Source organism: Halovivax asiaticus JCM 14624 (assembly GCF_000337515.1).
Lineage (GTDB): Archaea > Halobacteriota > Halobacteria > Halobacteriales > Natrialbaceae > Halovivax > Halovivax asiaticus.
The window spans coordinates 207,134-220,945 of record NZ_AOIQ01000006.1; the positions used below are offsets into that span (position 1 = coordinate 207,134).

Below are 13,812 nucleotides of genomic sequence, written 5' to 3' on the forward strand. Positions count from 1 at the left end.
CATGCACATCGGCCACCTTACAGACGCCGCCGACGATCGCCCCTCGACCAGCAGCGCGTCGGAGCGTGACCGCGGCCAGACCGTCCAGGACTTCGCCGTGGGGATCGGAATCTTCCTGCTCGCGATCGCGTTCGTCTTTTCGTTCGTCCCCTCGATCATCACGCCGTTCGAAGACGCCGGGGGCGCCGAAACCGCCCAGGCCGACCGTATCGCGGCGACGATCGTGGAGAATGCGTCGACGGAGACGACGAACGAGTTGGACTGGGCGGCGTTATCGACCTACGACGGGAGCGATAGCGAGGAACTCGCAGACGAACTCGGCCTCAAAAAGACTGGTAGTACCGCGATCACACACGTAAACATAACTCTAATCGAGATCGAGGACGTGGCAGCCGACGACCCCAAGCTCGTCCTCGCTGGTGGTGACGACTACGACGACCAAATCGGATCGAGTGCGAGCAGGATCGTAACGACAGACGATCAGTCGCAATGTGAGACAGCTTGTAAACTCGTCGTGAGGGTGTGGTAAGGATGGATCGACAATCCAACCGACGCGACGAACGCGCCCAGGCGTTTACGCTCGAGGGGCTCGTCAGCGCCATCATCGTGCTCACGGCAGTCCTCTTTGCCCTCCAGGCGGTCGTCATCACCCCAACGACGGGTGGTGCCGTCGACCGTGCGGCAATGGGACAGGACGAACAGGAGATTCGCGACGCCCTGATCGTCGCCGGTGAGAAAGGCAACCTCTCCGATCTGGTCCGATACTGGAATCCAGATTCGGGTGAATGGGAAGAAGCAAACGCTCCGGGGCCCGGCGCGTACAACAGTAGCCGGTTCGCCGAGTTGAGCGATTTCGGCACAATACTCGACCAGCACATCGTCGAAGCTGGCGGGAAATCCTACAACGTCGAATACATCGCCTACGATCCGTCGTCCGGATCGAGAACGTCCGAGCAGATAGTCAGAATGGGTGGCGGTGCCAGTGACTCGGTCGTGTCCGCAAGCTACACGGTCCTCGTCCACGAGGAGCAAAATCTCCATACCTCGAGAGCGTTCGAAGGCAACGGTGACTCTATCGAATCAACACCCGCGTATCCGTTCAAGCCCGACACGGATGCGTACACCCTCGTGGAGGTGCGTGTCACAGTATGGTAATCGACAGACCAACCTCAGACCGCGGCCAGCTCGTGCTCATCGGCGCCATCTCGCTCGCGTTCATCCTACTCGGCGTCGTTATCGTCTTCAACAGCGTCCAGTATACGGAGACGATCGATAGCGGCGGAGCCAGTGACGACATCTCGGAGATTCGGACGATCGAATCTGAGATACAGACGAACCTGGACACCTTGAGCGAAAATGAATCGATAAATGACGGTACGGTTGAATATTACATCAAGGAGGAATACGCACCGCAGAAGGCAGCAGAAGGGCCGATACACATCTCTTATGTCCAAAGTAGTTACGCACCTGGATCTCCAGACACATTCAAAATAAATATCACGACGACCGAGATTACCGTGACAAAAGAGATCGAGGTGGATACATGATGAATTTCGCCCGCGACGATCGAGGGGTCTCCATTGCGGTAACTCACGTCCTCACCGTCGGCATCACCGCAATATTGATCTCCGGGTTGTTGATCGCGGGGTCGACGCTACTCGAAACGGAGCAGGAACGGTCGACCGAGTCGACCCTCGAGACGATCGGCGAGCGCCTCGCTGGCGAGATCGCGGCCGTCGATCAAACGACAGATGGGGACGATTCGATCACGGTGACGACCAGCCATCAGCGATCCGTCGGTGGATCGGGGTACACCGTGAGTTTGACCGACAACTGTGGGAAATATCCACTCATCGACAGTTCCCCATGTCTCGTCCTCGAAGCATCCGCGACTGAACCCGTCGCAATCCCACTCGCTCTCGAGGGCGACATCGACACAGCAACAGTAGACGGTGGGGAAATTCAGGTGAAACGCAAATCGGGCGGCAACATCACACTGGAGGACAGCTGATGAACGATCACACGTTACTCCACGACGACCGGGCCGTGAGCGAACTGGTCGGCTTCGTCATCGTCTTCGGGATCATCATCGGATCGGTCGGAATCCTGTATATGACCGGCTTCTCCGCGATGGGAGCCGTCCAGGAGCAAGAGCAGACGAGAAACGCCGAGCGAGCGATGGACGCCCTTGCAGAGAATCTGAACGACATCGTCGAGACAGAGGGAGTCGCATATCGCGCTGGCGAAATGAGTCTCCGGCAAGGAACACTCTCGTCGACGGATAACGAGACCACAGTTGCAGTCAAAGTTCAGAATAAAAACTGGATCAACGCATCCGGTACACTCAATTACAAAACAGGCGATACAGAGATCGTCTACGAAGGCGGTGCAGTCGTCCGTTCGACAGAGAGCGGTGCCTGGACGATCAGAGAGCCACTGATCCGATGTACGGAGAATACAGCGATCATCTCACTGGTCCAGCTTGAGGTAGACGAAACGGCCGTGAGCTCTGCGGGGACGCGAGCAATCTCCGCAACGCACTCCGAGACGACGGTCGATAGATTCAAAGAGGATACGGTGACGATCACGGTCGACTCTCCACGCGCCGAGGCCTGGGAACGCTCACTCGCTGCCGGTGAGTGGGAACACGGAGGAGACGATGCCGACGGAAAAGTGACCTGCAATCTCGGTGGGGGAGACAATACCATAATCGTCAGAACGACGACGATGGACCTCGATTACTCGTAACCGTCGATTCTCGCGTTAGTTCGACCAGTCACCACGGAGCATGACGCGGAGCCCCGCTCTCGACGCAAGTGCCTCCACGCGCTGTCGTCTGTCCGCCACCGAGCCGGACGTATTGACGTAGAGACCGTTTGGGAGTTGCTCGTAGGCGTCCCACACGGCGCCATCACTGTCGACCGGTTCGTCGTGGACGACGGTCGAACCGCCGTCTGGTCCCCACGGGAGGCGGATACCAGACAGCCCACGTTCGAAGAAGTACGCCGCCGCTTCTACCAGCGCGCCCGCCGACGTCGAGTGGGCGACCGCACCGATGGATCCACGGTCGTTGAACACCCGAACAACGAACTCTCCCGTCTCGTCGGACGCCGGCAAGATGGAGTCCGGCCGATCGTGTGCTGGTCCATCGGGTTCAGCCGCCGGATCCGATTCAGACGCTGGGGATGGCGATGCAACTTGACCGCTCGATTCCATCCCTGATCCGCCCGCCGTGCCAGCGTCGTCGATAGCCGCTAACAGGGCCGGGAGCGATGCTTCGTCGACGGGCGGGCTCGATCCAAGCTCTTCCGTAAGGATGGATTCGATCGACGATGCGATTTCTGTCCCCGAAACAGCGATCCGGCGTCGTCGCACCGACTCAGTCGGAATGTCTCGGCAATGAGTCGTGACCGCGTCGTGGGAGAGTGGTGCAAACTGGCCAGTACGAGTCGGAATCGATTCGTGATCGATCTCGACACGATCCGATCCATCTCCAGCGAACAGAACGAACCGGCGGCCGTTCGAGTACATCGCCCGATCGATTCCCGACTGTCGCATCCCAGCGGCGATCTTGTCCTGTCGAGCAGCCGAAAGTGACTGATCGGCAGGCTCCGCCACGACGAGTACCGCCGGTGTCGACGGCGACGAACCCACGACGAGGATCGAATCGTATTCGAACTGTCCGATCGAACCCCGCCCGGTTGCTGCGTCGATATCCCATCCGAGGTGGGTCCAGAGCGGTTGGAATACCCAGGAGAGTGTCTCCCGACGTGACCGCGGTGGCGCCACCGAAAGCACTCGATCGAGGCGTGTCGCGTACCGATCTAGTGCAAACTCGCTCATATGGACTCACGGACACCCATCCCCATGTAGTTCCCGCATTCACCGTTCGAAGGCTGTAATACTACAGTGGCCACGGATACGGTCTGACGCCCCTCGACACCCGCCAACTTTCGTGGCCTTTCAAACGGAGTCGTCGGCAGCCAACGTGTAAATGCGCAATCGACCATCGTGAACCGCAAAGAGTGATTTCAGTTCCGGTGGGATCGTCTCCGCTTTTCCGATAACCAGGTAGCCATCCGATTGTAACGATCGACCGAGGGTTTTGAGAATCGGCGCTTTGTACGACGGATCGATGTAGATAAACAGATTTCGACAGATTACGAGATCGAATCCGGCCTTCGGTTGGTCGTTTATCAGGTCGTGGCGTTGAAACGTGACGTTCTCTCTCGGTGTCTCCGTCACGTGAAAGGCGCCGTCACGTTGTGTGACGTACTCCTCCGGTGACTCGAGGAAGTCTAGTTGGCCCTCGATATCCGTCGTTCGGGACTGTTCGTACACACCAGCTCGAGCCGTTTCGAGTGCTGGCGGACTGATATCTGTCCCGAGTACGAAGAGGTCAGAGGCATCGATACGCGGATCCTCGTGAGCGAGCATCGAAATCGAGTACGTCTCCCGGCCGTCGGCACAGGCTGCAGACCAGACATGGATCGAACCGGGCGACTGCGAGAGCGTGACGAGAACCTCACGAATTCCCTCCCAGACGTCCGGATTGCGGAAGAACCCAGTGACGTTGATCGAGAGTGAATCCAAGATTGCTTCCTGTTCGTCCGAATCCGCTGCGAGCAACTCGTGATAGTCGTCGTACCCGTCGCTACCGGTCCGGCGAATGCGTGAAGAAATGCGCCGATCGAGATAACTATCGTTGTAGTGACTCGTCGCAAATTCGAGTTCATCCTCGACGAACGAACAGATCGATTCGAACCCGACGTCGGTCACAGCTCCGTCACTCCGATATCTTCGTTACCCTTGATGAGGAGTGTACCCGTCTCTGGCGTGAATTCGACCGTTCGGCCGTGACTACCGCCGACGTCTTCGGCGACGAGCGGAACCCCGAGTTTCTCGAGTTCCTCGCGGGCTGCGTCGGCGTTTCGTTTCCCAACGCCCTCGCCGAAACTCTCGAACTGAAACATGTCGCTGCCGCCAGCAATCTTCGCCTCCACGTCCGTGTAGGTCGCCCCCCGCTCGACCATGCGCCGGAGCAAAGCCCTGATAGCCGTGTCGACGTACTTGCCGGGTTTGAGATCACTGTTTTCGGCTGCGTCACCGTCGGGTAACATCGTGTGTGCGAGACCGCCGACTGCGGTTCCCGGATCGTACAGGGCGATTGCCAGACACGACCCCAAGCCGTAGGATTTCAGTGTATCAGTACCCTCCGAAACGACGAGTTCAGAGATGCCGACTTGTACCGATTCGGGAGCTCCGGGTTCGCTTCCGTACGTCTTCATGTTCCCTCGAGGTCGGCGAACTCGGCGGTCGTTGGCGTTTCGTCGATCCGGCTCACGTCCAGATCGTTGAGCGCGCGTTCGAGATCGGATTCGTCCGGGATCGCGTAGACGTCGCAGTCGAACGCCTGGCCGTCGGCGACGACCGTCGTGTCGAAGACGAAGGCGTAATCCTGACTCTCACCGAGCTGAATCACGACGGGGTCGACGGCGGCCGCACCGATGTCGTGGATGAACTCCGGCGTCGAGTGATCGATCGTCGTATCGAGGACGTTCGCCCACCCGTCGAGGAAGCCACTCGCCATGATGTTGCCGAGTTCCTTGATCGCGCTCCGGTCCATCTCCGTGAACTCGTCGGATTCGTCGTCGGTCTCCATCGGAACCATCGCGTCGACGATCTCCCGGGCAGACTGTTCGTCGAACAGGAACAGCAGGTACCCACTCGGCGTCCCGTCGAATTCGAAGGCGACCCCGACGAGCGGCTCGTTCGCTACCTCCTGCGGAATCGCTTCGAGGGAGACGAAGTTGAGGCGTCTGATCTCGACGGTGGTGTCGATGCCAGTCAACGTCGTCGCCGTCTTGGCGACTTCCTCCGCGCCCTGTTCGGCCATCCGGTCGAATCCTTCGAGTTTGTCGTACTCGATACCCTCGTTCGACCGAAGGCGTTCGAGCAAGACGGCCATCGACTCGTGTTCGGGGAAGAGGTAGTGCCGGAAGCCGGTTTCGGCGCCGACGGCTTCGATGTGGCTCTGGAAGACCAGCGCGAGGTCGTCGTCGCTCGGTGCTTCCTCCAGATCGCCGAAGAAATCCGCCGCCGTCGTCCCGCTCTGGAACTCCGGCGTGGAGACGTCGATAGCTGTCTCCAGGACGTCTGCCCAGCCGTCGACGAACCCGTTGTTCATAATCTGGCCCAGCTCAGTCGCGGCCGATTGGCTCAGTTCGTCTCCAAGTCCAGCGTCGGAATCGCCCAGAAGCGCTTCGATGATGGTTTCTGCACTCCCCCGATCGAAGACGAGAATCGAGTGGCCGTCGATACCACCCGATAGTTCGACACGGACGCCGACGTTCTCGGTCCCGTCGTCGAAATCGTGGCGGATCTCGGTGCCCCGCATGAAGTTGAGTTTAGTAACGCCTACCTGGGTGTCCACGCCGGTCATTTGCGTCAACCGACCCGCCGCCAGGCCCGCACCTTCCTGCGCCATTCGGTAGAAGGTGCCGAGGGCGTTTACGTCGAGTTTCATGCAGTTTGTGGTTCGATACCGTTTACCATCCCGACGAACTCTTCTAGGTCAGGGAACGCGTAGATCTCTGCTTCGATCTGATAGCTCGGAACGGACAACTCCGAATCGAAGAACAGAGCGAGATCGTCCCCGCCCAGTCCCGCCGTCCTGACGACGATGTCACCCGCAGGGGCGTACACGAGTTGGGGGGCCGCCGTGTCGATCGCCCGGCCGAGGACGTCCGCCCAGCCGTCGATGAACCCGGAGGCCATCATGTTCCCCATCTCCTCGACGGCGCTTCTGGCCATCTTTCCGGAGACGTTTCCCATATCGTCGACCACGTCACGAAGCATCAGCGCCGTTATCTTCTTCGCACTCGCCTCCGGGAACAGGATGAGAATGTGGCCGTGTGGCTCGTCCAGTAGTCTGACGCGCACGCCAACACGTTTGCCGGCGTCCAGTTGTGACTTGATGTCGTCGACGTCGATGAAGTTCGTCTTCGTCACCTCCATTCGAGCGTCCTCGCCGGTCAGTTTGCCCATGTTGTCGGCGACACCGTTCGTCCCAACCTTCGCCATCTCGTTGATGAAGCTCAGTTTTCGAATATCGACTTTTAGCGTCATTCGTTGATCCTCCGAAATCGGTCTGCGTGCCAGTTTTTCATTGTTACAGGGTACTCACGTCGAGGATAGTAATAACTTCCCCCCGACCGCGGACGGTCGCCCCGCTGATACCCGGAACGTTGCGCATGAATCCTTCGAACGGCGTGATCACGACCTCACGACGAGTGCGAACGACGTCACACTTGAGTGCGACCGGACGCACGTCGTCACGAACCCGGACGAGCATCCCGTCTGTGTCACCCGACCGGGCTGCATCCACCTCGAGCGCCGACGAGAGGTCGACGACCGGGAGGGACTCCTCACCATCCTCGTGGACGAGTTCGCCGTCGGACTCGACGACGTCCGCACCGTCGACCACGTCCCTGACGACGTCGACGGGGATGCCGAACTGCTCGCCATCGCTCTCGACGAACAACACGTCGTCCACGGCGACACTCACCGGGAGGGTCATCGTGACCGTCGTGCCGTCGCCCGGCTCACTGTGGACCGATACCGTTCCGTTCAGTTCGTCGACGGTGCGGCGAACGACGTCCATCCCGACGCCGCGACCGCTGACGTCGGTGACCTGCTCTTTGGTGGACAGTCCCGAGTTGAAGACCAGGTCGTACGCCTCTTCGTCCGACAACTCCTCAGCTTCTGCTCGCGTGAGGATGTCCGCATCGACGGCCTCCTCCCGAAGTCGATCGGCGTCGAGGCCGGATCCGTCGTCTGCGATGTCGATCGTGACCCGGTTCTGTGTCCGGTTCGCACTGAGTTGGATCGTTCCTTCGGGATCCTTCCCGGCAGCCTTCCGTGATTCGACGGACTCGATGCCGTGATCGACGGCGTTTCTGACCAGATGGATGAGCGGATCACCGATCCGATCGAGGACACCACGATCCAGTTCGACGTCGGCGTTCGACTGATCGAACGTCACCTGTTTGTCCTGTTCACGGGCCAGGTCACGAACCACGCGCGGCAGCCGGTTCGTCACCGTCTGGAGCGGGACGAGTCGCACGTCCATCACGGTCTCTTGCAATTCTGTCGTGAAGTCTTCCAGATCGTCGAGTTCCCGCTCCAGTGTTTCGTACGGTTCCCGCGAATCGATCGCCGATCGGAGTCGCACCCGTGACGTAACGAGCCCCTCGACGAGTTGCAAGAGCGAGTCGACCTGGTCTCGTTCGACGCGAACCGACTGGGAGTGCGCCTCGAGTTCGGTGTCGGTGTCCGGTGACGCTTCGGTGGGAACGGAGATATCCGGGACCGCCATCTCCGGAAGGCCAGCTAGCACCTCGTCTTCTGGGTCGTCACCAGCGTCGAAATCCGTCCCGCTCGTGTCGATCTCGTCCGCCTCGGTCTGGAACGACGCCGATTCATCGCCCTCCGAGTCGAAGGCCGACTCGCTTTCCGCCTGAGAACCAGCACCGAACTCGTCGGCTGGCGTGGCATCGAGTCCGAAATCGTCGGAATCGAGGTCGAGGTCGGCATCGAACGCCGAGCCACTCGTCGCGTCGGTCGACTCGACGTCGCTACTCGTATCGGATGCGACAGCGTCGATATCGTCAGCGAACGCCGTATCGTCGGAGTCGTCCGTAAACGAGATCTCATCGTCGAGATCACTATCGAACGCATCGTCGGACCCAAACTCGGTATCCTCGGAGGGTTCGTCATCGGTTTCGAGTCCGGAGAGGTCGACGGTCGACTCGTCGTCTGACCCAAAGCCGACGGACGACGGTTCGTCGTCGATCGCGTCACCGAACCCGTCGTCAGGTTCGACGCCCGATTCGGTGTCACCGAACTCTCCATCGGACTCGACACCCGATTCGACGTCACCGAACTCGTCAGGTGATTCGCCGTCCGATTCGACGTCGTCTGCGTCGGACGACGCGGGTTCGGACACCATGTCGGACTCGTCGGAGGCTGAATCGAACGGTGCGTCGTCGAAGCCGAGTGCCTCCGAGTCGTCCTCGGCAGTATTCTCGGTCGATTCAGCGAACGAATCCGCCAGCCCGTGATCGTCGTCCGCCGTATCAACGTCGTCGGCCGACACAGCCGACTCACGGTCTTCGGCCGATTCGTCGGCTGGATCTTCATCCTCGTCCACGAGCGGTTCGGTCAACCACTCGGCCCGCGAATCGACGTCGTCAGCCGACGCCGGATCTGCAGTAGCGTCGGTCTCTGCAGCGACCGTCTCCGATGGGCCAGACTGGTCCGACCCCGGTGACGTGTCGCCGTCCCAGGTGGCCGCCATATCGGCCGACGAATCGGCGGTTATCTCGTCCGAATCCTCGTTCTGGGTCAGTTCGTCGAGACCTGTCGAGAGGTCGAACGCAGGCGGGTCACCGTCAGTCGACTGATCGTCGCTGTCAGCCGTTGCCTCAGCTGTGTCGGGAAGTGGGTCAGCCGAGGGCTCCGCGGTGTCAGTGAGTGCGTCGGCATCGCCCTCCAGTTCGTCAGGCGAGTTCGACGCGGAAATCGGCTCGTCCTCGTCTTGCTCGCTATCGGCGGCATCCACCGGGGCCTCCGTCTCCGCATCGGCAGACGAAGGACTGGTCGGATCGGCCGCCTCGTCGGCTATGGGGCCAGGGGCTGAAGAGAACTCGTCACCGTGCCCGACGTCAGTTCCTTCCTCGGGTGTGGGTTCGGACCCAGGGATACCTGACTCGGCGTCATCGTCGGCCGAGTGCTCGTCGTCCGACACCGACTCGGCTGTGACGGTTGCAGCCGGTTCGTCGGCCGACTCGGTACCGTCGTCAGGCCCTCCTTTGATCTCGTCGGCCGAGCCGGCGGACTCGTCGATCGAATCCATCTCGGCGTCGGCCTGCGCGGGTTCGTCATCGACGGCCAACGGGTCGTCGTCGGCCGATCCCGGCTCGTCGTCACCGTCGATCGGTTCTGGTGTCGGATCTGGCGACCGCGCCGTGTAACCGTCACCCTCTTCCGCGACTGCATCCGCATCATCCACCTCGGCAGCCGGGCCAGTGTCGTCGGCCAGGTCGATCGCGGTCGGTGACAAGTCAGCGTCAGTGTCCGCGCCGGGCTGAAGTGACGGCTCGGATTCGACCGCCTCGTCGGCTTCGATTGGGGTCGTTCCGTCGTCAGCCACTGGCTCGTCAGTCACCGCCAGCTCGTCGTCGACTGTGGAATCGGATTCTTCGACGGGAGGCACAGCATCACCATCTGCCGGTGGTGCGACGGTTACGTCGTCCCCACCCTCATCGGGTTCAGCATCCGCTCGATCGACATCGGATGGAGATTCGACGATATCAGACCTGCCTGCACCTTCCTCGACTGCCGTGTCTGCCGAATTGGCAGCCGGTTGGTCGGCCGCTGTGTCATCTCCAGAGTCAGTCGTGGCTCCACCGAACAGTTCGTCGGCGAAGGCTGACGACTCGGCGGCCGAAGCCGACGAATCGCTACTCGACTCCGCCGCTTCGGGTGACTCCGTATGATCGGTGCCCGTCGCATCGGCCGCCACTCCAGCACCCTCGGCGGACCCGGCGTCGGAATCGGTAGGTGTGGAATCAGGTGCTGCAGACGCGCCACCCGCTGCAGGCTCGTCACTCTCAGGTGCGCCCCAGGTGGGAGCCGAAGCGTCGGCGGACTCGGCGGGTGTCGCTTCGGTGTCGATCGGATCAGAGGGGTCGGGTTCGTCGAGGTCGAGGAACGACGGGTCGTCCACGTCGACGTCCTCGCCGAGAAGTTCGTCCATCCCGACCTCTTCTTCGTCGAACTCGTCGAATTCGAGTGCTTCGAGTTCGTCCTGGAGCTCGTCGAATCCGACCATATCGACTTCCTGTTTGAGTTCGTCGAAGACAGCACCTGCATCCTCGACATTGTCCTCGTCGTCGGCCGTCGGTTCCTGATCGGGTTCCGGGTCCGCAGTGGAGGGTTCGTCGGCCGATTCCGGAATGAGATCGTCGAACGAACCGGCGTCACCGATGTCCTCGAACTCGCTGGTGTCGTCGATCTCGTCGGCGAGCGCGTCGATGTCGTCGAGTTCGGTGAACTCGTCGAGTAGGTCGTCGACGGACATCTCGTTCGCCTGGTCGGTCGAGAGATCGGACCCCAAATTCTTCTCGACGGAGGAGAACGAGCCGTCCGCTCCCGAGTCGAGTTCGTCGGTGACGCTGAGAATGCTGAACGCTTCGACGGCACCGACCGGTTCGAGGGCGGCCGAAATGGCCGTCTCGTCGACTGCCGCGGCGAAGACGGCGTCGATCCGGTTACCGTGTTCTTCGTTCTCGATGGCAGTTCGCGAGGGATCCGTCCCGATGAGATCGAAGGCGTCGACGAGCGCCTCGATCACGACCAATCCGTTGTTCAGTTCGTCGCTATCGGCGATCGCCATCCGAACGAGATAGGCGTCGTGAGCCGAATTTGCTGGCGGATCGAAACGGGTGAGAATCGCTTCGCGCTCTCCCGGCGATGGTGGTGTCACGTCGGGCGAGTCGTCTGTGAGCGGTTCCCGGAGGGAAGCGATGACGTCCGCCGGATCGGTTCGAATTGCACCGTCGCGGGCGACTTCGTCGACCATTCGCTCGAGACAGTCCACCGCAGCGAACAACGTATCCATTCGCTCCGGTGAAACCTCGACAGTGCCGGCGCGAATCCCGTCCAGAACGTCCTCGATCGCGTGTGCCAGGTCGCTCGCCCGTTCGAGCCCCATCGCCCCGGCGTTGCCCTTCACCGTGTGGGCCGTCCTGAAAATGTCCTGCACGACCTCGTCGTCCGCCGGCGAACGTTCGAGATCGAGCAACAAGTTGTTCAGCGTCGTTATTGCCGCTTCGGTCTCGTCGACGAATTCGCGCACGTAGTCATCCATCACTGATCACCTCTATTGACAGCGGTCGCCGCTATCGCATTGGCCACGATGCGGGCCGGAAGCGACGTCGCGGGGACGGTCTCGTCGACGGCCCCGGTTTCGATCGCCTGTTTCGGGATTCCGAAGACAGGACTCGTGGCTTCGTCCTGTGCCAGCGTGTGGCCGCCGGCCTCGTGTATCGCTTCGATACCGTGTGCACCGTCTCGGCCCATGCCGGAGCAGACGACACCGACGAGATTTGGCGGTCGCATCTCGGCGATCGACTCCATCGTCACGTCGATCGAGGGGCGGACCCCGTGAACACGCGGTGCGGTCGACCGTTCGATCTCGACGGCGTCCGTCGAGACACTGGCGACCTCGATATGTGCACTTCCGGGGGCGACGACGGCCTCACCTGCGCCGATACGGTCGGCCATACCGGCCTCCCGGACCGCGTACTCGCTCTTTCGGTCGAGCCGAGCGGCAAAGCGCTCCGTGAACCCAGCCGGCATGTGCTGGACGACGACGATGCGAGCACCGAGCGCTTCTGGAAGTGCTCCGAGTATCCCTTCGACGATTCGCGGCCCGCCCGTCGACGCGCCGATGACAATCGTCGGGGGCTCGTCCGGGACCTGTGGCACGTCGATCGGGACATCCGGCCACGCACCGATAACGTCCGACCGACCACCCACTGCCGGGGGTGCTGGAGAGGCGTCCGGCCCAGCGGCCGATCCGCTGGTCGAGACGTCCGTTCCGCCGTCCGAGGTTCCCGACGCGAGTGTCCGCGTCCGCGTTCGAGACCGATGGGCCGCAGCCGTCGTCTGTGCGAGCGCGAGCGCGGAGGTACTGGCCGCGGACAGTTCGTCGACGGTTCCGATCAGTTCGTCGGTGAGGTCCGAGATCGTCCGATCGCCGGACCCGTCCGGCTTCTCCATGATCGCCATCGCGCCACGGTTTAACGCCTCCATCGAAGCGTCGGCCCCGTCGTCCGTGTGAACGCTCAACATGAGAATTGGAGTCGGGGTAGCGGCCATAATCCGTTCCGTAGCTTCGATGCCACCGATACCGGGCATTTCGACGTCCATCGTGACGACGTCGGGCTCACATTCGGCCACGGCATCGACCGCCGAACTGCCATCTGCGGCGGTCTCGACCTCGTACCCCGCTTCGTCGAGTTCCTCACCGAGGACGGTTCTGATGAACGGTGAATCGTCGACGACCAGTACTCGCGTCATGCAGCGACGACGTCAGCGAGAGCTTTCCGAACACTCGGCTCTTCGAACGGTTTGGTCACGTACCCATCCGCTCCGGCCTTGACAGCGAGTTTCATCTTTTCGCGCTGGCCGACGCTTGTACACATGATGACGCGCGAGCGGGGATCCAACTTCTTGATCGCGGCCGTCGCCTTGATCCCGTTGCACTTTGGCATCACGATGTCCATCATGACGATGTCGGGGTTCTCTTCTTTGTACAGTTTTACCGCCTCGGCTCCGTTCGACGCCTCGCCGACGATGCGATAGTCGTCCTCCAGAATCTGACGAAGGAGATTTCGCATAAAATGGGAGTCGTCGACGATAAGCACCCCTTGCGACATTTAGTTGTACACCAACGTCTGATAGAAATACGACGACCATAAATGCTGTCTCCCGATTATCAGTCGTGATAAACTGACCGGTCTCGAGAACGGGTCCACTGGAATCGCTGCCCCAATCGAGTTTCGGCATACAATACGGTCTAGCGAACAGAGACTGCGTAACGGATACGTCACCCCCAACGGGCGCACGAGCCGAATTGAAAGTCTTTCAGATATGTCATCACCCCGTATACGAACAGCCGGAAGAATCAGGGATACATCGTGATAATCGATCTCGAAACCCGTCCGGTCTGGACGGATCGTCGAA

The 13,812-nt window shown here is 60.9% G+C and carries 13 protein-coding genes; 5 read left to right on the plus strand and 8 right to left on the minus strand.

Annotation, left to right across the window (positions count from 1 at the left end; genetic code table 11):
* The first annotated feature begins 1 nt into the window (after position 1).
* Genes C479_RS02075 through C479_RS02095 form a run of 5 tightly spaced genes read left to right on the plus strand, consistent with a single transcriptional unit; the run spans position 2 to position 2,748 of the window.
* The gene (locus tag C479_RS02075) at positions 2-529 is read left to right on the plus strand and encodes a DUF7287 family protein (RefSeq protein ID WP_007697122.1); all 528 of its coding nucleotides are present in this window, start codon (positions 2-4) and stop codon (positions 527-529) included.
* 2 nt (positions 530-531) lie between these two features.
* Positions 532-1,155 (plus strand): DUF7288 family protein, encoded by a 624-nt coding sequence (locus C479_RS02080; protein ID WP_007697125.1) that lies wholly within the window; start codon positions 532-534, stop codon positions 1,153-1,155.
* The gene (locus C479_RS02085; RefSeq protein WP_007697128.1) at positions 1,149-1,547 is read left to right on the plus strand and encodes a DUF7261 family protein; all 399 of its coding nucleotides are present in this window, start codon (positions 1,149-1,151) and stop codon (positions 1,545-1,547) included. The genes C479_RS02080 and C479_RS02085 overlap by 7 nt, the downstream gene beginning before the upstream one ends.
* A complete protein-coding gene (locus tag C479_RS02090; RefSeq protein ID WP_049907012.1) occupies positions 1,544-2,011 on the plus strand; it encodes a DUF7266 family protein in 468 nt (155 codons plus the stop codon). Before C479_RS02085 ends, C479_RS02090 begins: the two co-directional genes overlap by 4 nt.
* Positions 2,011-2,748: a DUF7289 family protein gene (locus C479_RS02095; protein WP_007697134.1), complete on the plus strand. Its 738-nt coding sequence runs from the start codon at positions 2,011-2,013 to the stop codon at positions 2,746-2,748. Before C479_RS02090 ends, C479_RS02095 begins: the two co-directional genes overlap by 1 nt.
* Positions 2,749-2,763: 15 nt before the next feature.
* Here the strand turns inward: C479_RS02095 and C479_RS02100 are convergent, their stop codons facing one another.
* The 8 genes from C479_RS02100 to cheY form a co-directional block, all read right to left on the minus strand.
* A complete protein-coding gene (locus C479_RS02100) occupies positions 2,764-3,843 on the minus strand; it encodes a hypothetical protein (RefSeq protein ID WP_007697151.1) in 1,080 nt (359 codons plus the stop codon).
* 120 nt (positions 3,844-3,963) lie between these two features.
* Complete coding sequence (locus tag C479_RS02105) at positions 3,964-4,779, minus strand: CheR family methyltransferase (protein WP_007697154.1); 816 nt, start codon at positions 4,777-4,779, stop codon at positions 3,964-3,966.
* Positions 4,776-5,288 (minus strand): chemotaxis protein CheD, encoded by a 513-nt coding sequence (locus C479_RS02110; RefSeq protein ID WP_007697156.1) that lies wholly within the window; start codon positions 5,286-5,288, stop codon positions 4,776-4,778. Before C479_RS02110 ends, C479_RS02105 begins: the two co-directional genes overlap by 4 nt.
* On the minus strand, positions 5,285-6,526 hold the full coding sequence (locus C479_RS02115; RefSeq protein WP_007697158.1) for a chemotaxis protein CheC: 1,242 nt from the start codon (positions 6,524-6,526) through the stop codon (positions 5,285-5,287). Before C479_RS02115 ends, C479_RS02110 begins: the two co-directional genes overlap by 4 nt.
* The gene (locus tag C479_RS02120; protein ID WP_007697160.1) at positions 6,523-7,128 is read right to left on the minus strand and encodes a chemotaxis protein CheC; all 606 of its coding nucleotides are present in this window, start codon (positions 7,126-7,128) and stop codon (positions 6,523-6,525) included. Before C479_RS02120 ends, C479_RS02115 begins: the two co-directional genes overlap by 4 nt.
* Positions 7,129-7,171: 43 nt before the next feature.
* Entirely contained in the window at positions 7,172-11,932 is a 4,761-nt protein-coding gene (locus tag C479_RS02125) for an ATP-binding protein (protein ID WP_007697162.1), read from the minus strand.
* On the minus strand, positions 11,932-13,146 hold the full coding sequence (cheB, locus tag C479_RS02130; protein WP_007697166.1) for a chemotaxis-specific protein-glutamate methyltransferase CheB: 1,215 nt from the start codon (positions 13,144-13,146) through the stop codon (positions 11,932-11,934). The genes C479_RS02125 and cheB overlap by 1 nt, the downstream gene beginning before the upstream one ends.
* Complete coding sequence (gene cheY / locus C479_RS02135; protein WP_007697168.1) at positions 13,143-13,505, minus strand: chemotaxis protein CheY; 363 nt, start codon at positions 13,503-13,505, stop codon at positions 13,143-13,145. Before cheY ends, cheB begins: the two co-directional genes overlap by 4 nt.
* Between the last annotated feature and the right edge of the window lie 307 nt (positions 13,506-13,812).